We start from the raw sequence: 22,355 nt of genomic DNA, 5'->3' as shown, positions 1-22,355 counted from the left end.
GGGCCGCGGGACGGGTCAGCTCGTCAGCAGCCCACGCACGATCCGCAGCCCCACCGAGAGCCGCGCCAGGTCGGCGTCGTCGTCGGAGCAGATCTCGCCCAGGGTGGTCGCCGCGCGGCCCACGGCGGTCGCATCGGCCTCCTCCCAGGTCGCGATGCGGGCCGGGGCCGACTCCTCGCCGTCGCTGGCCTCGATGACGCGCAGCGTCAGCTGCAGGTGCACCGAGTGCAGGTCGTCGCGCAGCGCCGCCCGCGCCATCGTCTGCCACCGGTCCTCGCGTGGCAGCGAGAGGATGCGCAGCACCAGTGCGGGCAGGCCCAGCCGCTCGCCGAGCGCGAAGTGCACCCGGGCCACCTCGGCGGGGTCGAGCCCCTCGCGGTTGGCGGCGTCGACGATGCCCAGCACCATGTAGGCCGGCGGGAGCACCGCGACGCGCGCGGCCAGGTCCTCGGGCACCCCGCGCTCCACCAGCTTGTCGCGGCGCTGCTCGAAGGCGGACAGCTCGCGCCCGGTCATCAGCTCGGGCAGCCGGGCGACGGTCTCCTGCACCGGTCCGCTGAGCTGCTCGACCGTGCCGCTGCTGTCGAGCGGGGCGCGGCGGTTGGCCACCAGCCAGCGGGTGGCGCGCTCGACCAGGGTGCGCATCTCCAGACGCATCCGGGTCTGCACCGACGCGTCGAGCCGGTTGTCGTAGGAGCGCAGCTCCTCGCGCAGCGGCAGCGAGCCGAAGATCTCGCGGGCCACGAAGTTGGCGTGGGTCAGCTCGGCCGGCCCCACGCCGGTCTCCCCGCCCAGGCGCGGCCAGAAGGTCATGCCGGCACCGTTGACCAGGTCGTTGACCACCTGGGTCACGATGATCTCGCGGCGCAGCGGGTGGTTGCGGATCTGCTCGGTGAACCGCTCGCGCATCGCGGAGGGGAAGTAGACCAGCAGGTCCTGGTCGAGGTACGGGTCGTCGGGCACGTCGGAGGCGAGCAGCTCCTGGGCCAGCACGATCTTGGTCCAGGCCAGCAGCACCGAGAGCTCGGGAGCGGTCAGCCCCTCGCCCCGGTCGGCACGCCGGCGCACCTCGCGGCTGCTGGGCAGCCCCTCGACCGCACGGTCGAGGACGCCCTCGCGCTCGAGGCGCTTCATGAAGTCCTCGTGCACGTGCAGCAGCGACGGCGCGTGCGAGAGCGCGTTGGCCAGCGCCAGGTTCTGCTCGTAGTTGTCGCGCAGCACCAGCTCGGCGACCTCGTCGGTCATCTGCGCCAGCAGCTCGTTGCGCTGCTTGCCGGTCAGGTCGCCCTCGGCGACCACCCGGTCGAGCAGGATCTTGATGTTGACCTCGTGGTCGGAGGTGTCGACGCCGGCGGAGTTGTCGATGAAGTCGGTGTTGACGCGTCCGCCGCCGGTCTCCGGGTCGCCGCCGAAGCGGGCGTACTCGATGCGGCCGGCCTGGGTGAGGCCCAGGTTGCCGCCCTCACCGATGCAGCGCGCCCGCACGTCGCGCCCGTCGACCCGGATCGGGTCGTTGGCCTTGTCGCCGGCGTCGGCGTGCGTCTCGTCGCGGCTCTTGACGTAGGTGCCGATGCCGCCGTTCCACAGCAGGTCGACCGGGGCGGTCAGGATCGCGCGCATCAGCTCGGCCGGGGCCATCGAGGTCACGTCGTCCTTGATGCCGAGCGCCTCGCGCACCTGCGGGGTGATCGGGATCGACTTCCTGGACCGCGAGTGCACCCCGCCGCCCTCGGAGATCAGGGAGGTGTCGTAGTCGGCCCAGGTGGTGCGCGGCTGCTCGAAGAGCCGTTTGCGCTCGGCGTACGACGCCGCGGCGTCGGGCGTGGGGTCGAGGAAGATGTCGCGGTGGTCGAAGGCGGCCACGAGCCGGATGTGCTCGGAGCACAGCATCCCGTTGCCGAACACGTCGCCGGACATGTCGCCGATGCCGACGCAGGTGAAGTCCTCGGCCTGGCAGTCGATGCCCCGCTCGCGGAAGTGGCGCTGCACCGAGACCCAGGCGCCGCGTGCGGTGATGCCCATCGCCTTGTGGTCGTAGCCCACCGAGCCGCCGCTGGCGAAGGCGTCACCGAGCCAGAAGCCGTAGTCCTGGGACAGCTCGTTGGCGATGTCGGAGAAGGTCGCGGTGCCCTTGTCGGCCGCGACCACCAGGTAGGAGTCGTCGCCGTCGTGGCGCACCACGTCGGAGGGCGGCACGCTGGCGCCGTCGACGAGGTTGTCGGTGATGTCGAGCAGGCCGCTGATGAAGGTGCGGTAGGAGGCGATGCCCTCGGCCATCCAGGCCTCCCGGTCGGAGGGGTCGGGCAGCTGCTTGGCGAAGAAGCCGCCCTTGGCGCCGACCGGCACGATCACGGTGTTCTTGACCATCTGCGCCTTGACCAGGCCCAGCACCTCGGTGCGGAAGTCGTCTCGGCGGTCCGACCAGCGCAGCCCGCCGCGGGCCACCGACCCGAAGCGCAGGTGCACGCCCTCGACGCGCGGGGAGTGCACGAAGACCTCGTACTCCGGGCGCGGCCGGGGCAGGTCGGGGATGGCCGACGGCTCCAGCTTGAGGCTGAGGTAGCTCTTGGGGTCACCCTGCTCGTCGCGCTGGAAGTAGTTGGTGCGCAGGGTGGCGCCGACGTGGATCAGGTAGGAGCGCAGGATGCGGTCGTGGTCGAGGCTGGCGACGTCGTCGAGCGCGCCGGCGAGCTCGTCGCGCAGCGTCTCCAGCCGGGCCTCCCGGTCCTCGCAGGCCGGGTCGAAGCGGGTCTCGAAGAGCCGCACCAGCAGCCGGGTGATGTCGACGTTGCTGCTCAGCGCCTCCTCGATGGTGTCGAGCTGGAACGGCGAGCCGCCCTGGCGCATGTACTTGGCGTAGGCGCGCAGCACCGCGACCTGGCGCCAGCTCAGCTCGGCGGCCAGCACCAGCACGTTGAACCCGTCGGTGTCGGTGCGCCCGTCCCAGATCGCGTGCAGGGACTGCACGAACAGGTCGCGCGAGCGCTCCGGCAGCGACCGGCCGTAGCGCAGCCCGAACTCGTAGACGTAGCAGTAGCGCTCGGGGTGCTCGATCTCGTAGGGCCGCTCGTCGACGACCTCCACGCCCAGGCTCGAGAGCATCGGCAGCACCTCGGAGAGCGAGAGCGGGCTGCCGACGCGGTAGACCTTCAGCCGCACCTCCCCGCGACCGGCGTCGAGGTGCTCGTGCAGGGACAGGTCGAGCCCCTCCTCGCCCTCGATCGCCTCGAGGCGACCCAGGTCGACCGCGGCGGTGCGCGCCGAGTAGTCCTCCTTGTAGGCCTCGGGGAAGGAGTCGGCGTAGCGCCGGCCGAGCACGGCGCCGGCCTGCTCGCCGTACTCGGCGAGGACCGCGGCCAGGAAGTCGTCGCGCTCGAGGTCGTTGGTGTCGAGCGCGCGCAGCTGGCCGGTGACGGTCGGGTCGGTCTCGCCGCGCGGCAGGTGCACCACGAAGTGCACCCGCGCGGTGGTCGACTCGTTGATGCGCACCGTGAACTCGATCGACTCCCCGCCCAGGCGCTCGAGGAGGATCTCGCTGAACCGCTCGCGCACCGCGGTGTTGTAGCGGTCGCGCGGCAGGTAGACCAGCACCGAGACGTAGCGCCCGTAGGTGTCGGGGCGGATGATCGCGCGCACCGCACGCCGCTCGCGCGCCAGCATCGCCGACTCGGCCATCGTGGCGAGCTGGGCGACGTCGGTGTGGAAGAGCTCGTCGCGCGGGTAGGTCTCGAGGGTGTCCATCAGGGCCCGGCCGGCGTAGGAGCGCGGGTCGAAGCCGCTGCGGCGCAGCACCTCGCGGGCCTTCTCGCGCAGCAGCGGGATGCGGGTCAGCGACTCGGCGTACGCCGTCGAGGAGAACAGCCCCAGGAAGCGCTGCTCGCCGACGACCTGGCCGCTCTCGTCGAACGTCTTGACCCCGACGTAGTCGAGGTAGGCCGGGCGGTGCACGGTGGCGCGGGAGTTGGCCTTGGCCAGCACCAGCAGGCACTTCTCGCGGGCCTTGACCTTGACCGGGTCGGGCAGCCGCGCGAAGGCGGTGCTGTGGGTCTGGTCGGCGCGCAGGATGCCCAGCCCGGTGCCGGGCACCGCGCGCAGCACGTCCTCGTCGACGCCCTCGATCTCGGCGGTCTCGAGGCGGTACTCGCGGTAGCCCAGGAAGGTGAAGTGGTCGTCGACCAGCCACTCCAGCAGCTCCGCGCCCTGTCGGACCTCCTCGGCGGTCAGCTCGACCGGCGGGTCGCTGCGCAGGCCCTCGACGATGTCGAGCATCCGCTGGCGGGTGCGCGGCCAGTCCTCGACGGCCTCGCGCACGTCGCGCAGCACCCGCTGCACGTCGTCGACGATCTGGTCGACGTCGTCGTCGTCGGCGAGCCGGTCGATCTCGACGTGCATCCACGACTCGCGCACCGAGGAGTCCTGCGGCTCCATCGCGCCGTCGTCGACGACCCGGGCGCGCTGGAGCTCACCGGTGATCGCGCGCTCGACGTCGAAGTGCGGGTGCACGACCAGGTGCACCGCGCGCAGCTGGCGCGAGAGCTCCATGGTCAGCGAGTCGACCAGGAAGGGCATGTCGTCGGTGACGACCTCGACGACGCTGTGCCCGCCGGCCGACCAGCCGTGCTCGGCCAGGCTGGGGGTGAAGACCCGCACCTCGGCGCGTCCCTGGGGACGCTGCTGGGCCAGGCGGTAGTGGCTGGCCAGGGCGCCGTACACGTCGCTCTCGCCGCGCTCGGCGAGGTCCTCGGGGGCCACGTGGCGGTAGTAGGCGGCGAGCAGGTCGCCGACCTCCTCGTGCGGCGGGCCACCGCTGCCGCGGCCCGCTCGGGCCAGCTCCGCGGCCCTGGAGATCAGCTCGGACTTGTCGAGATCGTGCGTCGTCGTTGACACGATCTCGACCCTAGGACCACGGCGTGACGCGGACAACACGGGGGCGAGGCCCAGGGGGCCGTCTCCCGGCGTCTCCTCACAGCTGTGAGCGCAGCTCCCACAGCAGCGGGTAGTACTGCAGCGGCAGCCGCGAGCGCAGGTACGTCGACCCGCTCGACCCGCCGGTGCCCGACTTGGCCCCGATCATCCGCTCCACCATCACCACGTGGCGCGCCCGCCACGAGGCCGCCAGCTCGTCGTGCTGCAGCAGCGCCTCGGCCAGCGCCCACAGCGCGGCGTGCGAGTCGCGGTCGTGGGCCACGGTGTGCAGCGACCGGGCGACCTGCTCGTCGTCGTCGACCGCGAGGCCGGCGCCGGCGAGGGCGGCCACGAAGGCGTCCCACAGCGTCGGCTCCTCGAGCCGGCGGCGCAGCCGCTGCTGCTCGTCGTCGCTGAGCCCGCGGAAGCGCTCGAGGTAGCCCGGGTCCTTGGCCCCCGAGAGGAACTCCAGCTCGCGGAACTGCACCGACTGGAAGCCGCTCGCCGGGGCCAGGCGCTGGCGGAACTCCAGGAAGTCCTGCGGGGTCATCGTCTCGAGCACGTCGACCTGCTGGACCAGGGTCCGCTCGATGACGTGCACGCGGGTGAGCAGGTGCTGGGCCCACCACAGCCGCTCGCGCCCCGTGCCCGCGGGCGCCAGCAGGGCGTCGCGGGCGGCGGTCACCTCGTGCAGCAGCTGCTTGAACCACAGCTCGTAGACCTGGTGGATGGTGATGAAGAGCAGCTCGTCGTGGGCCGGCGGGTCGGACTCGAGGTGCTGGCTGTCGAGCAGCTGGGGCAGCCGCAGGTAGGACCCGTAGGTCAGCTGGGCACCCTGCTCGCCGAAGGACACGAAGGTCTCACTCATGCCCCGCACCCAATCACGCCCCGGCCCCGGCATGATGTCGGCCATGAAGTTCACCCACGAGCTCACCTACGACGCCTCCCCGGCCGACGTCTACGCCATGCTCAGCGACCCCGCCTTCCGCGAGGAGGTCTGCCGGGCCCAGCAGGTGGTCTCCGCCGAGGTCACGCTGACCCCGCGCGACGCGGGTGGCTTCCACCTGGTCGTCGACCAGGTCCAGGACACCGCCGGCCTGCCCTCGATCGCGCGCAGGATCACCGGCGACACCACGCAGGCCGTCGTCGAGGAGGACTGGTCGAACCGCTCGGGCGGCACGGTGTCGGTGACCTCCCCCGGCAAGCCGACCTCGGCCACCGGCACGGTGGTGCTCGAGGCGGCGGGCCCCGGGGCGGCCGGCACCCGCGAGGTGGTCGAGCTCGACGTGAAGGTGAAGGTGCCGCTGGTGGGCGGCAAGCTGGAGGCCCTGATGGCCGACAACATCAAGAAGGGCCTCGAGGTCGAGCAGGGCGTCGGGACCGCGTGGCTGGCGGGGGCGCGCTGATGTCGAAGCAGCTGCGTCAGGACCTGACGTACGGCGCCCCGCTCGCCGCCGTCGCGGCGATGCTGGCCGACCCCGCCTTCCGCGAGGAGGTCTGCGAGCGCCAGCGGGTGCTGCGCCACGACGTGCGCGTCGACTCCACCGGCGAGGGCGTCGAGGTGCGCATCGAGCAGGTGCAGGACGCCGCCGGCATCCCCTCGTTCGCCAAGAAGCTGATCGGCGACGAGATCACGATCGTGCAGGAGGAGCGCTGGGCGAGCCCCGAGGCGGGCGACATCACCGTGACCATCCCGGGCAAGCCCGGCGACATGCGTGGCACCGCCACCCTGGCCGAGAGCGGCGGGGTCACCACCGAGACCGTCGACCTGACGGTCAAGGTGTCGATCCCGCTGGTGGGCGGCAAGGTCGAGGGCCTGGTCGCCGACATGCTGCGCAAAGCGCTGCTCGTCGAGAACAAGGTGGGGCGCGACTACCTGTCCCGCTGAGTCGGGACCTGCTCCCCGTCGTCCTGGTCGTCCTGGTCCTGGCGCGAGCGCCACCAGACCACCGCGCCCAGCACCACGAAGGGACCGAAGGCCAGCGCCAGGGTCAGCACGCGCTCCACGGGGTGCAGCGAACCCAGGTGCAGCACGGCGAGCTGGGCCACCAGCGCGAGGTCGAGGGTCGTCATCACCACGATTGTCCCTCACCCCCGCGGTCGGAATGCCGTGGGGGCGCGAGCGGGTTGGACCAGGCATGCCCTCCCTCTTCGAGCCCCTGACCGCCGGCGCCCTCGCGATGCCCTCGCGCCTGGTGATGGCCCCCCTGACCCGCAACCGGGCCGTCGGCACCGTGCCCGGCGACCTGCACGTCGACTACTACGCCCAGCGCGCCTCCGCGGGCCTGGTGATCACCGAGGGCAGCCAGCCCGTGGCCGAGGGGCAGGGCTACCCGAGCACCCCCGGGTTCCACTCCCCCGAGCAGCTGGCCGGCTGGCGCCGCGTCGCCGACGCCGTCCACGAGCGGGGCGGGCGGATCGTGGCCCAGCTGATGCACGCCGGGCGCATCGCGCACCCCGACAACACCGGCGGCGAGGACGTCGTGGCCCCCTCCGCACTGGCCGCGCCCGGTGAGATGTTCACCCCGACCGGTCCGCAGCCCCACCCGACCCCGCGGGCCCTGGCGACCGACGAGATCCCCGGCGTGGTCGCCGGCATCGCGCAGGCCGCGCGCAACGCCGTCGAGGCCGGTCTCGACGGTGTCGAGGTGCACGCCGCCAACGGCTACCTGATCCACCAGTTCCTCGCCCCCGGGTCCAACACCCGCACCGACGAGTACGGCGGCTCCCCCGTCGACCGGGCCCGCTTCGCCGTCGAGGTGACCCGGGCCGTGGCCGAGGCCGTCGGTCCCGAGCGGGTCGGCATCCGGATCAGCCCGGCGCACAACATCCAGGGTGCTACCGAGGAGGACGCCGACGACGTGCGCGCGACGTACACGCACCTGGTCGAGCAGCTCGCCCCGCTGGGCCTGGCCTACCTCAGCGTCCTGGCCGACCCGCGGCTCCCGCTGGTGCAGGACCTGCGGGCCGCGTTCGGCGGCGTCGTCATCGCCAACGACGGCTTCGGCGAGGTCACCACCCTGGAGTCGGCCCAGGCGATCCTCGACGAGGACCTGGCCGACGCGGTCGCGGTCGGCCGCCTCTTCATCGCCAACCCCGACCTGCCGCGGCGCTGGGCCGAGGGCGCCGGGCTCAACGAGCCCGACGCCGCGACCTTCTACGGCGGCGGCGCCGAGGGCTACACCGACTACCCCGCGCTCGGGGCGTGACCTCGACCCGGCCGGTCTGAACCGGCCGGCTCGCGACCCGGCTGGTGCAGACCAGCCGGGTCGCGCACGGCCTCAGCCCATGTAGGGGTAGCGGTACTCCTTGGGCGGCACGAACGTCTCCTTGATGGAGCGCGGGCTGGTCCAGCGCAGCAGGTTGACCGCCGCGCCGGCCTTGTCGTTGGTGCCCGAGGCGCGCCCGCCGCCGAAGGGCTGCTGGCCCACCACGGCGCCGGTCGGCTTGTCGTTGATGTAGAAGTTGCCGGCCGCGAAGCGCAGCGCCTGGCGGGCCCAGGCGACCGCGCCGCGGTCCTGGCTGATGATCGCGCCGGTCAGCGCGTACGGCGCGAACGACTCCATCTGGGCCACGACCGACTCGAAGGCGCCGTCCTGGGAGTCGTCGTAGACGTGCACGGCCAGGATCGGGCCGAAGTACTCGGTCTTGAACATCTCGTCGTCGGGCTTCTCCGAGACCACGACGGTGGGGCGGACGAACCAGCCCACCGAGTCGTCGGTCTGGCCGCCGGCGACGACCTCGAGGCCCGGGGTCGACTGCGCCCGCTCGATGGCGGCCACGTGCTTGGCGAAGGCGCGGTCGTCGATGACCGCGCCCATGAAGTTGGACAGGTCGGTCGGGTCGCCCACCTTGATGGCCTCGACCTCGGTCACGAGGTCGTCCTTGATCTGCGCCCACACCGAGGCCGGCACGTAGGCGCGCGAGGCGGCCGAGCACTTCTGGCCCTGGAACTCGAAGGCACCGCGGACCATCGCGGTGCGCAGCACGGCGGGGTCGGCGGAGGGGTGGGCGACGATGAAGTCCTTGCCGCCGGTCTCGCCGACGATGCGCGGGTAGGAGCGGTACTCGGTGATGTTCTCGCCGACGGTGCGCCACAGGTGCTGGAAGGTGGGCGTCGAGCCGGTGAAGTGGATGCCGGCCAGGTCGCGGTGGGCCAGCGCCACCTCGGAGACCTCGAGGCCGTCACCGGGCAGCATGTTGATGACGCCCGGCGGCAGCCCGGCCTCCTCGAGCAGCTCCATGATCAGCGAGGCGGCCAGCTGCTGGGTGGGGCTGGGCTTCCAGAGCACCACGTTGCCCATCAGCGCCGGGGCGGTGGGCAGGTTGCCGGCGATCGCGGTGAAGTTGAAGGGCGTGATCGCGTAGACGAAGCCCTCGAGCGGGCGGTGGTCGGTGCGGTTCCACACGCCGGGGCTGTTGGCGATCGGCTGGTCGGTGAGGATCTGCTTGGCGTAGTGCACGTTGAAGCGCCAGAAGTCGATGAGCTCGCAGGCCGAGTCGATCTCGGCCTGGAAGGCGGTCTTCGACTGGCCCAGCACGGTCGCGGCGTTGAGCCGCTGGCGCCAGGGGCCGGCCAGCAGGTCGGCGGCCTTGAGGATGATCGCGCAGCGGTCGTCGAAGGGCAGGTCGCGCCAGGCGGGCGCCGCCGCGAGGGCCGCGTCGATCGCGTCCTGGGCGTCGGCCCGGGTGGAGTGGTGGGCGGTGCCCAGCACCTGCTGGTGGTCGTGGGGCTGCACGACCTCGATCGGCGCCCCGCCACCGTGGCGCCACCGGCCACCGATGTAGGCGGGGAGCTCGCGGGGCTCCTTCTCGAGCACCGCGATCTGGTCGAGCAGCGCCTCCCGCTCCGCGGAGCCGGGGGCGTAGTGGAGGTTGGGCTCGTTGACCGGAGCCGGCGGGAAGGAGATCGCGTCCATGACCCGACCCTAGGCGCCGTCGGCCCCCTGGACCAGTTGGCCGATCTCCTGGGTGGCGAACCACGCGAGGTCGTCGTCGGGATCGGCGCCGGCCTCGATGTCGACGTGCACCGCGACCACCTCGCGCACCGTCACCGGGTCGCCGGGCCGCCCGACCTCGGCCACCACGACCACCCGGCGCCCGCCCGTGCCGACGAGCTCGGCGGAGACCTCGGCGGCGGTGAGCAGCGCGGCGTACTCGCTGTCCTCGCTGTCGTCGTCGGCCTCGACCGCGGTCATGGTGGCGAGCTCCTCGCCGGCGTGCAGGCGGGCGAGCACCTCGAGGCTCGACGGCAGGTAGAGGCGCGTCACGAGCGGTCCGCGCCCTTCTTGCGGCGTCCCCGGGGCGCGCGCGGGCGCGCGCCGGAGACGGTGTCGAGCAGCTCGTCGAGCGACTCGGACAGGCACTGGCCCAGCACGTCGGCGTCGGGCACCTTGTCGCGGTCGGCGGTGATGCCGTAGGAGACCTGGCCGTCGTACGACGTCACGCCGATCGCCAGCAGGTGCCCGGGCAGCAGCGGGGGCACCGGGTAGGTGGCCACCATCCGCGCGCCCGCGGCGTAGAGCGGCGACTGCGGGCCCGGCACGTTGGTGACGATCAGCTGGTCGCTGCGCCCGGCCTCCCAGGCCGCGACCCGGGAGCCGATGGCGTGGAAGGTGCTGGGCGCGAAGCCGGCGATGCCCGCGAGGCGGTTGGCGGCCACGCCGCGACCGGTCTCCTGGTGGCTCTGGAAGGAGTAGGAGACCTGGTGCAGGCGCACCACCGGGCTGGCCTCGCCGACCGGCAGGTCGACGACGTGGGCGGCGATCTGGCTGCCCAGCGAGGTCGCCTCGAGCTCGCTGTCGATCACCGAGACCGGCACCACCGCGCGGATGCGCCGCAGCCCGGCCATCGACTCCGAGCGGTTCATCAGCCAGGCCCGCAGGGCGCCCGAGATGGTGGCCAGCACGACGTCGTTGACGGTGCCGCCGTGGCCGTCGCGGATGCGTTGGTGGTCGGCGAGGGCGGTGTGCACCGACACGACCCGGCGCTGCTGGGAGTGCCGCCCGCTGATCGGGGTCTCGCGCTCGGCGCCGCGACCGGTCAGGGCGCCCAGCACGCGGCCGGCCCGCTCGCCGCTCGTCTCGGCGGTGCGGGCCACCGAGGCCGAGACGCTGCGCAGCGTCTGGCCCAGCACGTCGGGGCGGGTGAGGTTGTCGCGCACCGCGCCGGCGACCAGGCTCGGCGCGGAGGGGCGCTTCCAGGCGTCCCAGTCGTCGCCGCCGAGCAGCTTGGGCTCGGGCGAGGTGTCGAGCAGCACCTGGGCCAGGTCGACGGTCTGCACCCCGTCGACCAGGGCCTGGTGGGCCTTGTAGAGCAGTGCGACCCGGCCGTCGGCCAGGCCCTCGACGACGTAGACCTCCCACAGCGGCTTGGACCGGTCGAGAGGGCGGGAGACGATGCGGGCCACCAGCTCGCGCAGCTGCTCGGGGGTGCCCGGGCGCGGCAGCGCCGAGCGGCGCACGTGGTAGCCGAGGTCGAAGTCGGGGTCGTCGATCCACACCGGGTTGGCCAGCCGCCCCGGGACCGCCTGCAGGCGCTGGCGGTAGCGGGGGACGAAGCTGATGCGGTCCTCGATGAGCTCGAGGAGCCGTTCGTGGTCGAAGCCGGACTCGCCGGGCTCGAAGACCTCGACGGTGGCGTTGTGCCGCGGCGTCGACGCCGTCTCCTCGGCCAGGAAGGCCAGGTCGCGCGCCTGCACCCGGGTGGTCATCTGGCGGGGCCCCTCTCACCGTCGGCCTTGTCCTGCATGGGATTCTGTCAGAGTCGTCCCCCCGCGGCCGACCGGCCATGCCGCGCCCCAGCCAGCATCACGCCCGCACCCAGGCAGCACCACGACAGCACCGCGACAGGAAGAGCCTCATGCACCGCGCCCCGACCCGCCCCTCGTCCCGCGGCCTGGCCGCCCTGGCCGCGCTCGCGCTGCCCCTGGCCCTGAGCGGGTGCGGCTCCGACGAGCCCGAGACCGGCTCGCCCACCTCCGAGGAGCCGACGGCGATCGAGATCACGGTCGAGGACGGCACGATCACGCCGAAGGGCGACCGGATCGAGGTCGGCGTGGGCGAGGAGGTCACCTTCACCGTCACCTCCGACGCCGCCGGCCAGGTGCACGTGCACTCCACCCCGGAGACCTCCTTCTCCTACGAGGAGGGCACCACCGAGGAGACCCTCACCTTCGAGCGTCCCGGCGTGGTCGAGGTCGAGGCGCACGACCCCGACCAGCTGATCGTCCAGCTCGAAGTCTCCTGACGTGGGCCGCCGGCTGGACGACGCCGCCCGCACGATCGAGGCCCACGGCATCGGCGGGGCCAAGGACCTGCCGATCTCGCCCGAGCTGGCGATCGCCGGTGCGGTCGCGGCGCTGACGATCTCCTTCACCGTGCTGGCGCTGGCCTGGCGCACGCCTCGCTACGCCTCGTCGGCCCGCGGACCCCGCGGCGGCCACCCGCTGCCCGACGGCCTGCAGCGCGTCGTCGACTCCGCCGCCGGGCGCGGCGGGCTGCGAGTGGTCGGCCTGCTGTTCTTCGGCTGGGCCGCGCTGGCGGCCGTCGCCGGCCAGGACCTGCTGACCAACCCGTTCTTCGGGATGTTCTACGTGTGGTGGTGGGTGGGCCTGGTGCCCGCCTCGCTGCTGCTGGGCCCGGTCTGGAAGGCCGTCAGCCCGGTGCGCACCTTCCACCTGCTCCTCGCGAAGGTCTCCGGCTCCCAGCCCGGCAGCGGGGTCCTGGTCTACCCGGCGCGGCTGGGCTACTGGCCCGCGGCGCTGGGCCTGTTCGCCTTCGTCTGGCTCGAGCTCGTCTACCCCTACTCCACCGAGCTCGGCCCGGTGCGGCTGTGGGCGTCGGTGTACGTCGCGGTGATGCTGCTGGGCGGTGCGCTCTTCGGCGACACCTGGTTCGAGCGGGCCGACCCCTTCGAGGTCTACTCCTCGCTGGTGGCCAAGCTGTCGGTGTGGGGCGAGGCCGGTGGCCGGGTCGTGGTCCGCTCCCCGCTGGCCAACCTGGCCACCACCGAGGCGCGTCCCGGGCTGGTCGCGGTGGTGGCGGTCCTCTTCGGCAGCACCGGCTTCGACTCCTTCCGCGAGTCCCCCACCTGGGTGCGCTTCCTGCTCGGCACCGACGCGATCGCGAGCCGCGACTGGGCTGCCACGCTCGCCGACAACATCGCCCTGGTCGTCTTCTGCGGCGGCGTCGGGCTGCTCTTCGCCCTGGGCACGATGCTCACCGGCGTCGGGCACGGCCAGCGCCGGCTGCTCCTGCCGGGCCAGTTCGCGCACACGATGATCCCGATCATCGTGGGCTACATCGCCGCGCACTACCTGTCGTACTGGCTCGAGGTCGGCCAGGACACCCTGATCAAGGCCAGCGACCCGCTCTCCACCGGCGCCGACTACCTGGGCACCGGCGACTGGAGCGTCAACTACTGGCTCTCCTACCACCCGACGCTGCTGGCCAACCTCAAGGTGCTCGGCGTCGTGCTGGGCCACGTGGTCGCCGTGGTGGCCGCGCACGACCGGGCGATCGCGCTGCTGCCCAAGCGGCACCAGCTGACCGGTCAGCTGCCGCTGCTGCTGCTGATGGTCTTCTTCACCGCCGGCGGGCTCTTCCTGCTCTTCGCCGCCTGACGCCCGCGGCGGCCGGCGCGGCGGTCCCCACGAGGGCGTCGGCCAGCTCGGCGACCGCCCGGGTCAGCGGCGACTCGCCCGCCTCGAGCAGGGTGCGACCCGCCACCAGGGCCCGGTCGACCCCGGCGCGGTCCTCGGGCAGGAAGTGCAGCGACGCGGGGGCCACGAACCCGCCGATCATCGAGCCCACCTCCTCGCGGGTCCAGCCCAGCGTGGGACGCATCTGGTTGACCACCACCCGCACCGGGGTGCCCGGCCACCGCTCCCCCAGCTCGACCAGGCCCCGGGCCAGGCGCGAGAGCCCGACGGGGTCGGCGGTGCCGACCGCCACCACCTCGTCGGCCACGTCGAGCGCGCCGAGGGTCAGCGCGTTGCGTGCCGGCCGCCCTCCCAGGTCGGCGGACGGGTCGTCCTCGAGCGAGGCGCCGGTGTCGACGACCACGTGGCCCTGGGCGCGGGCCAGCTCGAGCAGGTGCTCCAGCGAGCCGGGCCGCACCTCGCTCCACCGGTCGGCGCGCGGGAGCCCCGTCACCACGCGCAGGTGGGGGCCCAGCGAGCGCTGCACCGACGCGAGCCGCTCCTCCAGCACCCCAGCCGTCGCCAGCCGGGCCGCGGCCAGGAGCCCCGAGACCTCGTCGAGCACCCCGAGCTGCTGGGCGATGCTCCCGGCCTGGGGATCGGCGTCGACGAGCAGGGTCGGGAGCCGGCGCCCGGCCAGCTCGGAGGCCAGGGCCACCGCGAGGGTGCTGCGCCCCGGGGCGCCGGCCGGTCCCCACACCGCCAGCACCCGGGCGGTCCCCTGCTCGGCAGCGACCTCGTCGGGCGCCGCGCCCGCCGGCACCGCGTCCGTGGGGCGCGCCGGCGGGGTGGCGGCGGCTCCGGGGGCTCCGGGGGCTCCGTCGTACGCCGGCCGGGTCGGCTCGGGGACCACCTCCGGTGCGGTGACGGCGTCGGCGACGGTGTCGACCCGCCCCTCGGGCACCAGGGTGCGGATGCCGATCCGTGACGCGCGCAGCCGGGCGGTGCCGGGATCGACCGTGGTCGGCACCACCGCCACCGGACGCACCCGGTGGCGGCGCAGCAGGTCGACCGCCGCCGAGTCGAGCCCGTGCGCGTCGAGGCCGAGCACCGCGGCGTCGGCCTGCCCGGCCGACGCGGCGGCCAGCAGGTCGTCGACGTCGACGCAGCGCTTGAGCAGCACCACACCGGGTCGTCCGGTGAGCGCCCCCACGGCCGTGGACTCCCAGGCAGCGCCGGCCGCGGCCACGATCACCACGACCGGCTCCCCCGGCCCGCGCAACGACGTGCCGGCGGGGCCGGGACCGCTCACCGGGCCCTCGAGACCAGGACGGTGGGCTCGCCCAGGCGGCCCAGCAGCGCGACGTAGGCGTCGGCGTCGTCCTCGGGCACCGCGACCACGACCCGGCGCTGGCCCGAGGAGCCGAAGCCGCCGTCGGGGGTGCCGGCGTCGACGACGGTGACGTCGGCGAGCACCGGGCCGGGGTCGAGCTCGATGCGGCGCCCGTCGGCGTCGCGACCGGTGGCCAGCAGGTAGACGTCGACGGTCATGCCGGCGCCCAGGTCGGGCAGCCGCTCGGGGTCGACCGACAACGGCAGCTCCACGCGTCCGGAGTCCTGCGCGGAGCCCAGCGCCGCCGCGGGGACCAGCTCGCCGGCCGCCACCGGGCGCACCAGGGTCGCGTCGGCGGGCAGCTCGTCGTCGGCCCCCAGGTAGCCGGCCACCGCCCGGGCGTCGTCGAAGCGCACCCGCTGGGCGACCAGGTCGTCGGGCTCCAGCCGCTGGCCGACGCCGAGGTCGCTGCCGGCCGACCAGACGGTGACCATGTCGTCGGCCGCGGCCAGCAGACGCGCCCCGAGCACCACCGAGCCCGCGACCAGCGCCACCCCCACCCACAGCCGCGGATCGCGCCAGCCCGGACGTCGGCTGCGAACGGCGCTGGGCACGGCGCTGGGCACGCCGCTCGGGGAGGGACTGGGCGCGGGGCGGGACCCGGGGCCGGGCGCGGCCTGCTGGTCGATGGTCACGGCGGGCATCATGCCCACTCCGAGCCGCTCTCTCACCTGCTTCTCCACAGGCCGGGGTGGCCTGCGCCGTCGCCGGCCGCCAGGTGCGAGCATGGCCCCATGCCCGGTACGCCCCGCTTCCTGACCCTGGCCGACGTCGCGGAGGTCCTCAACACCTCCAGCGCGCAGGTCTACGCGCTGGTGCGCCGCGGCGACCTGCCGGCGATCAAGATCGGTGGGCGCGGGCAGTGGCGGGTCGAGGCCGCGCAGCTCGAGGAGTTCATCGCGCGGATGTACGCCGAGACGCGCACCTTCGTCGACGAGCACCCCTACGTCGAGGCCGAGCGGCCCGAGTAGCCGGCCCCGCGACGGAGCCCGCCTCAGCCCACCTCGGGGCGCAGGGTGATCGCGACCGTCTCCCGCGAGCCCCGGCGCAGCACGGTGAACTCGATGGTCTCGCCGGGCTGGTGCGAGCGGATCGAGACGATGAGGGCGATGCCGTCGGTGACCCGGTCGCCCTCGACCTCCACGACCAGGTCGCCCTCCTGCAGGCCGGCCTCCTCGGCGGCGCTGCCGGTCACGACCTCCTCGATGCGGGCGCCCCGGCCGTCCTCGCGACCGGTCTGCACCTGGGCGCCGATCACCGGGTAGCGGGCCTCGCCGGTCTTGAGGATCTGGTCGGCGGTGACCTTGACCTGCTCGATCGGGATGGCGAAGCCGACCCCGATGTTGCCGGAGCTGCCGCCCCCGAAGCCGCCGCCGCCGGTGGTGGCGATGGCGGAGTTCACGCCCACGACCTGGCCGAGCAGGTTGACCAGCGGGCCGCCGGAGTTGCCGGGGTTGATCGCGGCGTCGGTCTGCACCGCGTTGATGTAGGACGACTCGTTGGCGGAGTCGCCGGTGGTCACGGGCCGCTGCAGCGCGCTGACGATGCCCGAGGTGACCGTCGAGCTCAGCCCGAGCGGCGAGCCGATCGCCACCACCGTCTCGCCGACCCGCAGGGCCGCGGAGGCGCCGAGCGAGGCCGGCTCGGTGCCCTCCAGGTCGGGCACCTCGAGGACGGCGAGGTCGTAGACGGGGCTGCGGCCCACGACGGTCGCGGCGTAGCGCCCGCCCTCCTGGTCGACGACCTGGATGCGGCCGTCGTCGGCGGCCTCGGCCACGACGTGGTTGTTGGTGATGACGTGGCCCTGGCGGTCGAGCACGAACCCCGAGCCGGTGGCGCCCTGGGCGTCGCCGCCGAACTCGGCGACGATCTGCACCGTGGCCGGCAGCAGCGTCTGGGCGACCGCGGCCACGGTGCCGTCCTCAGGGCGCAGCGGGGCCGAGGTGACGGTGTCGACGCCGGCCAGGCCGTCACGGACGGGGCCGAGCCCCTCGCGCTCGATCGCGCCGACCAGGGCGCCGCCCACGGCGCCGCCGAACAGGCCGACCACCAGTGCCACCGCGGTCACGACCGGCCACACCCAGCCGCTGACCCGGGCCCGCGGGGCGGGCCGCGGCGGCTGGCCGAAGCCGGCGTACGCCGCGCCCGCCCACGGCCCCGACGGCGGCGCGGCCGGCGGGTGCGGGGGCAGCCAGGCGCCGTGCTGCGGCTGCTCGGGCGGTGGCGGCGGGGCAGGCTGCTGCAGTGGCGCGGTCTGCTCCTCGTCGTTCACCGCCCCATCATCCCCCGCGAGCCCTGAGCAGGAGCCCACCCGGGCGGTGGATGCCCTGGATCAGGGACCGGCGACCCCGCGGGCCGGCACCACGCCGGGTCCGTAGCTGGGCACCGTCACCGACGTGACCGGCACCTGGCGGTCGGCCGTGGGGGCGTCGGCGGGCGCCGCCCCCAGGGAGAGCAGCCCGAGGACGGCGACGCCGGCGGCGCCGCCCACCGTGGCCGCGACCGTGCCCGCGCGGCGTACGGGCGAGGCGGGCTGCTCGGCGAGCAGCAGGTAGCCCTCGCCCTGGGTGAGCCCCGCCTTGAGCGCGCCCTTGAGGTGCTCGGGCGCCCCCGCCGTCGGCGCCGCACCCAGGCCCCCGAGGCGGGTCTTGACGGCCCCGAGCCGCTCGACCAGGTCACGGCACTGGTGGCAGCCGTGCACGTGCTCCCACAGGCGGTCGGCCTCGTCGGCGCCGACCCGTCCGTCGAGCAGGGCGCTGGCGCGGGTGCCGAGGTGACCGATCACCGCGCTCGCCCCAGCGTGCTGGCGTCGGGGGCCGGGCGTGGGCCGGCGAAGCGCAGCCGGCCGTCGACGGGGGCGCGGTGGGCCAGGGCGCTGCGCAGCATCGCCCGGCCCCGGTGGATGCGGCTGCGCACGGTGCCGAGCTTGGCGTCGAGGATCTGGGCGATCTCCTCGTAGCTGAGCCCCTCGACGTCGCAGAGCACCACGGCGGCGCGGAAGTCGGGGGGCAGCGTGGCGAGGGCCCGCTCGACGTCGTCGTCGAAGCGCTGGTCGGCGTAGGCCGCCTCGGGTGCCGGCGAGCTGCTGGCCAGCCGCGCGGCCCGCTCGTCGGAGAGCGCGTCGAAGCGGATCCGCTGCTTGCGGCGGGCCTGGTCGAGGAACAGGTTGGTGGTGATGCGGTGCAGCCAGCCCTCGAAGGTGCCCGGGGAGTAGGTGTGCAGCGACCGGAAGACCCGCACGAAGACCTCCTGGGTCAGGTCCTCGGCGTCGTGCCGGTCGCCGGTGAGGCGGTAGGCGAGCCGGTAGACCCGGTCGGAGTGGTCCTCGACGACCTGCTCCCACGTGGGCAGGTCGGCCGGGGCCAGCTCGGGCTGCTGGGGGTGCTCGGGACCGGTCATCACGCTCTCCTGCTGGCGCCGCCTGGTGCGCACGTCGTCGTCACCCTCCACGCTAGGGCTCCTTGCTGAGGGGAGCCTGTGAACCTCTCGCCCTCTCCAACGCTCCGCTGCCGCGACGGGTTCCCGGGTCGGGGCCCGGGTTGCCGGGCGGCGGGCCCTCGCCGCGATAGGTTGGGCGCACCGTGCGGGCGAGCGCCCGCGCGTCGTGTCTGCAGGAGGCCCGTCATCACCACGCCGATCACCCCCGCCAGCTGGTCCCACGCGGAGGCGTTCGTCCCCGAGGACGACGTCCTGGCCGCGGCCCGTGCGCGCGCCGAGGAGGTCGGCGTGACGCCGATCAGCCCCGGCGGCGGCGCCTCGCTGCGCTTCCTGGCCTCGGTGCTCGAGGCACGCGCGGTGGTCGAGATCGGCACCGGCACCGGCGTCTCGGGCCTCTGGCTGCTGCGCGGCATGCGCGGCGACGGCGTGCTGACCACCGTCGACATCGAGGCCGAGCACCAGCGCCTGGCCCGCCAGTCCTTCACCGAGGCCGGCGTGGCCTCGCAGCGCGCACGCACCATCTCGGGCTCCGCGCTCGACGTGCTGCCGCGCCTGACCGACGGCCACTACGACCTGGTCTTCTGCGACGGCGACAAGCGCGAGTACTCCGCCTACCTCGCCGAGGCGCTGCGCCTGCTGCGTCCCGGCGGCGTGGTGGCCTTCGACAACGCCCTGTGGCACGACCGGGTCGCCGACCCCGCGCAGCGCGACGAGGAGACGGTGGCGATCCGCGAGCTCGGGCGCACCGTGGCCGCCCACGACGGCCTGCTCTCGGTCCTGCTGCCCGTCGGCGACGGCCTGCTGTGCGCCAAGAAGGTGTGGAGCCCCGACGACGAGGACTGAGCCCCTCGGGGCCCGGGTCAGCCCTCGTCGCGCGCGACGGGGGTGAACCCGTCCCAGCCCTCGGCGACGGCCACGACGTCGCAGGGCTCGATCAGCACCGGCGCGCTGCCGATGATCACCGAGCCCGGCGCCTCGGCGGCGCCGGCGGCGAAGGTCTCCTGGAAGGCCGCGCGCGCCTCGTCGGTGGCGAAGACGTAGCAGCCCTCGAACCACTCCCCCGCGCGCATCCGCCAGGTCTTGAACCGCAGGTCGGACATGCCGGTGAACTTGGCGTGCGAGGTGCCCTCGACGTACGTCGCCAGCTCGGCCTCGACGCCCTGGGGCGCGTCGGCCAGCGACCAGCGCACGGTCAGGCCCTTCACGAGCCGACCCCGGCCAGCGGGTCCTCGGAGCCCAGCCAGCTCAGCAGCGCGCGGGCGCCGAAGCCGGTCGGGCCGGCGCTCCACTCGTGCACGTCGACCGGCGAGTCGCCGACCGAGGCCACGTCGAGGTGCGCCCAGGGCACGTCGCCGGTGAAGTGGCGCAGGAAGAGGGCCGCAGTGATGGCGCCCGGGCCACCACCGGCGTTGTCGGCGTCGGCGACCTCGGAGGCGATGCGCTCCTCGTAGACGTCGGCCAGCGGCATCCGCCACAGCGTCTCGCCCGACGCCTCGCCGGCGGCGGCGATGTGGCCGGCCAATGCCTCGTCGTCGGCGAAGAAGCCACCGGTGCGCAGCCCCAGCGCGACCTTCATCGCCCCGGTGAGGGTGGCGACGTCGACGATCGCGGCCGGCGCGAGCTCGGCGACGCCGTAGGCCAGCGCGTCGGCCATCACCAGCCGGCCCTCGGCGTCGGTGTTGGTGACCTCGGAGGTGCGCCCGCCGTAGTGGCGCACGACGTCGCCGGGGCGCATCGCGCTGCCGGAGACGGCGTTCTCGGCCGCGGCGACCAGGCCCACGACGCGCACCGGGCAGCCGACCTCGCGCAGGGCGGCCATGGTGGCGATGACCACCGCGCCGCCGGTCATGTCGCGCTTCATGGTGGCCATGCCCTCGGCGGGCTTGATCGACAGGCCGCCGGTGTCGAAGGTGATGCCCTTGCCGACCAGCACCACCGTCGGGGTCTTCTTGGTGGCACGCGGCGGGGTGTAGTCGAGACGGATCAGGCGCGGCGGGCTGGCCGAGGCCTGCCCGACGCCCAGGATGCCGCCACAGCCCTCGGCGGCGAGCCGCTGCTCGTCCCACACCTCGACCTCGAGGCCGGAGCGGGCGGCGACCTCGACGGCCTGCGCGGCCAGCCAGGCGGGGTTCTTCAGGTTCGAGGGCACGGTGGCCAGCAGCCGCGACTGCCAGCCGGCACCGGCCACGGCCAGCGCCCGCGCCAGGACGGCGCGGTTCTCCTCGGCGTCCTCGACGTCGCTGAGCACCACGCGGCGCACGGGACGCTGGTCGGGCTCCTGGCCCGACCAGCGGAAGCCGAAGGAGCCGAGCACCAGCCCGACGACGAAGGCCTCCAGGCCCGCGGCGAGCCCCTCGGGCCCGGCCACGGCCGGCACCGAGGTCGCCACCGCCTCGCGGTTGCGCACCGTCCGGGCCAGCGCGGCCCCGGCGCGACGCAGGTCGACCGGGCGCTGCTGGCCCACCCCGACGAGCAGCACCCAGCGCAGGTCGGCGTTGTCGGGCCCGCCCAGCGGCACCGGTACCCGGGTGACCTCGCCGGCCGCGCCGGTGGCCTCCTCGAGCTCCAGGATCGCGAGCAGGTCGAGCCCGAGCTGCTCGCACAGCTCGGCGGCCCCGGGACCGAGCACCGGTCCGGTGCCGGGCTCGGCGTCGTCGGCGGCGTCGCCGGCCGGCAGCACGGGGACGGCCACGACGTCGACGCCGAGGACGGCGTACGGGCCGAGGTCGCTGAGTGCGACCTCGGGCGGGGCGACCTGCGTCGGGAGCTGGGGCGGGAGCTGGGCGGCGGTGGTCTCAGGCATCGAGGACGAGAGCTGCCGGCTCAGCCGACGACGCCCTTGAGGGCGTCTCCGAGAGCGGTGGCCTCGTCGGCGTTGAGCTCCACGACGAGGCGGCCTCCACCTTCGAGCGGCACGCGCATCACGATGCCGCGCCCTTCCTTGGTGACCTCCAGCGGACCGTCGCCCGTCCGCGGCTTCATCGCCGCCATCCGGCACCTCTTCCCATTCGTGCGTGCAAGGGTGCGCACCCGAGGACCCGGGTCGCGCTTCGGCCCCTAGTATCCCCCATCCCCCTCGTGATCGGCACCACAGGGTTGCCGTGCGGGATCCCGCGGGCCCGGCGCGGGGTGCGCGCCGGGCGGTCGCGGCGTCGGGCAGACTCGGGCCATGACCTCCCAGAGCGCCCCCACGACCGTGCTGCTCGACGTCGCCGCCGGCGTCGCGACGATCACCCTGAACCGCCCCGAGGCCATGAACAGCCTCGACAACGCGACCAAGGTGCAGCTGCTGGGTGCGCTGCGCGAGGTGGCCGGCGACAGCGCCGTGCGCTGCGTGGTGATCACCGGGTCGGGTCGCGCCTTCTGCACAGGCCAGGACCTCAAGGAGCACGTCTCGCTGCTCGAGAGCGGCGGCAGCGACGCCCTCTTCACCACCGTCGACGAGCACTACAACCCGATCGTCACCGCCATCGCCGAGATGGACAAGCCCGTGGTCGCGGCCGTCAACGGGGTCGCCGCGGGCGCCGGGGCCAGCATCGCGATGGCCTGCGACCTGCGCGTGGTCGCCGAGGGGGCCGGTTTCAACCTGGCCTTCGCGGGCGTCGCGCTGTCGTGCGACACCGGCGCCTCGATCCACCTGCCCCAGCTGGTCGGGCGGGCCAAGGCGATGGAGCTGCTCTACTTCCCGCGCACGGTGCCGGCCCAGGAGGCCCTCGAGCTCGGCCTGGCGACCGCGGTGGTCCCGGTCGGGGACTTCGAGACCGAGATCGACGCGCTGGCGGCCCGCCTGGCCGCCGGGCCCACCGTGGCCTTCGGGGCGATGCGCCGCTCGGTGGCCTTCGCCGCCCACCACGGCTTCGCCGAGGCGCTGGCCTTCGAGAGCGAGCAGATGACCCGCACCGGCTCGACGCACGACCACCGTGCCGCCGTCGAGGCGTTCGTGGCCAAGCAGCGCCCGCAGTACGAGGGCCGCTGACC

General features: G+C 74.2%; 22 protein-coding genes. 8 read left to right on the top strand and 14 right to left on the bottom strand.

Translation table 11 applies throughout. The features are described from left to right. Nucleotides 1-15: 15 nt before the first annotated feature. Nucleotides 16-4,887 (bottom strand): NAD-glutamate dehydrogenase, encoded by a 4,872-nt coding sequence (locus tag ABKW28_RS01525; RefSeq protein ID WP_348605893.1) that lies wholly within the window; start codon nucleotides 4,885-4,887, stop codon nucleotides 16-18. 76 nt (nucleotides 4,888-4,963) lie between these two features. Beyond that, nucleotides 4,964-5,773, bottom strand: coding sequence for a tryptophan 2,3-dioxygenase family protein (locus ABKW28_RS01520; protein ID WP_348605891.1), 810 nt, complete (start codon nucleotides 5,771-5,773; stop codon nucleotides 4,964-4,966). A 43-nt stretch (nucleotides 5,774-5,816) separates the two neighbouring features. Here ABKW28_RS01520 and ABKW28_RS01515 point away from each other — a divergent pair, with 43 nt between their 5' ends. Beyond that, nucleotides 5,817-6,311 carry a DUF2505 domain-containing protein gene (locus ABKW28_RS01515; protein WP_348605889.1) on the top strand — a complete coding sequence of 165 codons (495 nt, stop codon included), beginning with the start codon at nucleotides 5,817-5,819 and terminating at the stop codon, nucleotides 6,309-6,311. After that, nucleotides 6,311-6,793, top strand: a complete 483-nt coding sequence (locus ABKW28_RS01510) for a DUF2505 domain-containing protein (RefSeq protein ID WP_348605887.1) — start codon at nucleotides 6,311-6,313, stop codon at nucleotides 6,791-6,793. Before ABKW28_RS01515 ends, ABKW28_RS01510 begins: the two co-directional genes overlap by 1 nt. Here ABKW28_RS01510 and ABKW28_RS01505 read toward each other — a convergent pair. Then, nucleotides 6,778-6,978 carry a hypothetical protein gene (locus tag ABKW28_RS01505; RefSeq protein WP_348605886.1) on the bottom strand — a complete coding sequence of 67 codons (201 nt, stop codon included), beginning with the start codon at nucleotides 6,976-6,978 and terminating at the stop codon, nucleotides 6,778-6,780. The two genes, ABKW28_RS01510 and ABKW28_RS01505, sit on opposite strands and share 16 nt — an antisense overlap. A gap of 65 nt (nucleotides 6,979-7,043) precedes the next feature. Here ABKW28_RS01505 and ABKW28_RS01500 point away from each other — a divergent pair, with 65 nt between their 5' ends. Beyond that, nucleotides 7,044-8,114, top strand: coding sequence for an alkene reductase (locus tag ABKW28_RS01500; RefSeq protein WP_348605885.1), 1,071 nt, complete (start codon nucleotides 7,044-7,046; stop codon nucleotides 8,112-8,114). A 72-nt stretch (nucleotides 8,115-8,186) separates the two neighbouring features. Here ABKW28_RS01500 and pruA read toward each other — a convergent pair whose 3' ends face one another. From pruA to ABKW28_RS01485, 3 genes are read right to left on the bottom strand one after another with little or no spacing between them, the layout of a single operon-like run. Continuing rightward, nucleotides 8,187-9,824, bottom strand: a complete 1,638-nt coding sequence (pruA, locus tag ABKW28_RS01495; RefSeq protein ID WP_348605883.1) for an L-glutamate gamma-semialdehyde dehydrogenase — start codon at nucleotides 9,822-9,824, stop codon at nucleotides 8,187-8,189. 9 nt (nucleotides 9,825-9,833) lie between these two features. Further along, on the bottom strand, nucleotides 9,834-10,175 hold the full coding sequence (locus tag ABKW28_RS01490; protein ID WP_348605881.1) for a hypothetical protein: 342 nt from the start codon (nucleotides 10,173-10,175) through the stop codon (nucleotides 9,834-9,836). Continuing rightward, complete coding sequence (locus ABKW28_RS01485; RefSeq protein WP_348605879.1) at nucleotides 10,172-11,617, bottom strand: wax ester/triacylglycerol synthase family O-acyltransferase; 1,446 nt, start codon at nucleotides 11,615-11,617, stop codon at nucleotides 10,172-10,174. The genes ABKW28_RS01490 and ABKW28_RS01485 overlap by 4 nt, the downstream gene beginning before the upstream one ends. Before the next feature lie 149 nt (nucleotides 11,618-11,766). Here ABKW28_RS01485 and ABKW28_RS01480 point away from each other — a divergent pair, with 149 nt between their 5' ends. Together ABKW28_RS01480 and ABKW28_RS01475 are read left to right on the top strand one after the other, a co-directional pair. Continuing rightward, nucleotides 11,767-12,153 carry a hypothetical protein gene (locus tag ABKW28_RS01480; protein WP_348605877.1) on the top strand — a complete coding sequence of 129 codons (387 nt, stop codon included), beginning with the start codon at nucleotides 11,767-11,769 and terminating at the stop codon, nucleotides 12,151-12,153. Nucleotide 12,154: 1 nt separating this feature from the next. Further along, nucleotides 12,155-13,528 carry a hypothetical protein gene (locus tag ABKW28_RS01475; protein WP_348605875.1) on the top strand — a complete coding sequence of 458 codons (1,374 nt, stop codon included), beginning with the start codon at nucleotides 12,155-12,157 and terminating at the stop codon, nucleotides 13,526-13,528. Here ABKW28_RS01475 and ABKW28_RS01470 read toward each other — a convergent pair. Next, complete coding sequence (locus ABKW28_RS01470; protein WP_348605873.1) at nucleotides 13,491-14,858, bottom strand: hypothetical protein; 1,368 nt, start codon at nucleotides 14,856-14,858, stop codon at nucleotides 13,491-13,493. The genes ABKW28_RS01475 and ABKW28_RS01470 overlap by 38 nt on opposite strands. Further along, the gene (locus ABKW28_RS01465; RefSeq protein WP_348605871.1) at nucleotides 14,855-15,574 is read right to left on the bottom strand and encodes a hypothetical protein; all 720 of its coding nucleotides are present in this window, start codon (nucleotides 15,572-15,574) and stop codon (nucleotides 14,855-14,857) included. Before ABKW28_RS01465 ends, ABKW28_RS01470 begins: the two co-directional genes overlap by 4 nt. A gap of 99 nt (nucleotides 15,575-15,673) precedes the next feature. Between ABKW28_RS01465 and ABKW28_RS01460 the strand changes: the two genes are divergently transcribed. After that, a complete protein-coding gene (locus ABKW28_RS01460) occupies nucleotides 15,674-15,910 on the top strand; it encodes a helix-turn-helix domain-containing protein (protein ID WP_193669083.1) in 237 nt (78 codons plus the stop codon). Between the two features lie 23 nt (nucleotides 15,911-15,933). Here the strand turns inward: ABKW28_RS01460 and ABKW28_RS01455 are convergent, their stop codons facing one another. Genes ABKW28_RS01455 through sigE form a run of 3 tightly spaced genes read right to left on the bottom strand, consistent with a single transcriptional unit; the run spans nucleotide 15,934 to nucleotide 18,338 of the window. Continuing rightward, entirely contained in the window at nucleotides 15,934-17,211 is a 1,278-nt protein-coding gene (locus tag ABKW28_RS01455; protein ID WP_348605869.1) for a trypsin-like peptidase domain-containing protein, read from the bottom strand. A gap of 60 nt (nucleotides 17,212-17,271) precedes the next feature. Then, a complete protein-coding gene (locus ABKW28_RS01450; RefSeq protein ID WP_348605867.1) occupies nucleotides 17,272-17,724 on the bottom strand; it encodes a hypothetical protein in 453 nt (150 codons plus the stop codon). Beyond that, on the bottom strand, nucleotides 17,721-18,338 hold the full coding sequence (gene sigE, locus ABKW28_RS01445) for an RNA polymerase sigma factor SigE (protein WP_193669172.1): 618 nt from the start codon (nucleotides 18,336-18,338) through the stop codon (nucleotides 17,721-17,723). The genes ABKW28_RS01450 and sigE overlap by 4 nt, the downstream gene beginning before the upstream one ends. Before the next feature lie 225 nt (nucleotides 18,339-18,563). On the opposite strand from sigE, the gene ABKW28_RS01440 reads away from it, so the two are divergent. Further along, the gene (locus tag ABKW28_RS01440) at nucleotides 18,564-19,220 is read left to right on the top strand and encodes an O-methyltransferase (protein WP_193669171.1); all 657 of its coding nucleotides are present in this window, start codon (nucleotides 18,564-18,566) and stop codon (nucleotides 19,218-19,220) included. 17 nt (nucleotides 19,221-19,237) lie between these two features. Here ABKW28_RS01440 and ABKW28_RS01435 read toward each other — a convergent pair whose 3' ends face one another. From ABKW28_RS01435 to ABKW28_RS01425, 3 genes are read right to left on the bottom strand one after another with little or no spacing between them, the layout of a single operon-like run. Continuing rightward, the gene (locus ABKW28_RS01435) at nucleotides 19,238-19,582 is read right to left on the bottom strand and encodes a hypothetical protein (RefSeq protein WP_193669080.1); all 345 of its coding nucleotides are present in this window, start codon (nucleotides 19,580-19,582) and stop codon (nucleotides 19,238-19,240) included. Beyond that, complete coding sequence (locus tag ABKW28_RS01430; RefSeq protein WP_348605863.1) at nucleotides 19,579-21,180, bottom strand: leucyl aminopeptidase family protein; 1,602 nt, start codon at nucleotides 21,178-21,180, stop codon at nucleotides 19,579-19,581. The genes ABKW28_RS01435 and ABKW28_RS01430 overlap by 4 nt, the downstream gene beginning before the upstream one ends. Before the next feature lie 20 nt (nucleotides 21,181-21,200). Continuing rightward, complete coding sequence (locus tag ABKW28_RS01425; RefSeq protein WP_082602897.1) at nucleotides 21,201-21,368, bottom strand: DUF3117 domain-containing protein; 168 nt, start codon at nucleotides 21,366-21,368, stop codon at nucleotides 21,201-21,203. 178 nt (nucleotides 21,369-21,546) lie between these two features. On the opposite strand from ABKW28_RS01425, the gene ABKW28_RS01420 reads away from it, so the two are divergent. Further along, a complete protein-coding gene (locus ABKW28_RS01420) occupies nucleotides 21,547-22,353 on the top strand; it encodes an enoyl-CoA hydratase-related protein (RefSeq protein ID WP_348605861.1) in 807 nt (268 codons plus the stop codon). The last annotated feature ends 2 nt before the right edge of the window (nucleotides 22,354-22,355 follow it).

The organism is Nocardioides sp. 31GB23, from assembly GCF_040012395.1.
Lineage (GTDB): Bacteria > Actinomycetota > Actinomycetes > Propionibacteriales > Nocardioidaceae > Nocardioides > Nocardioides salarius.
The sequence above is the reverse complement of the archived record's forward strand: the minus strand, read 5'-3'. Positions and strand labels throughout refer to the sequence as shown.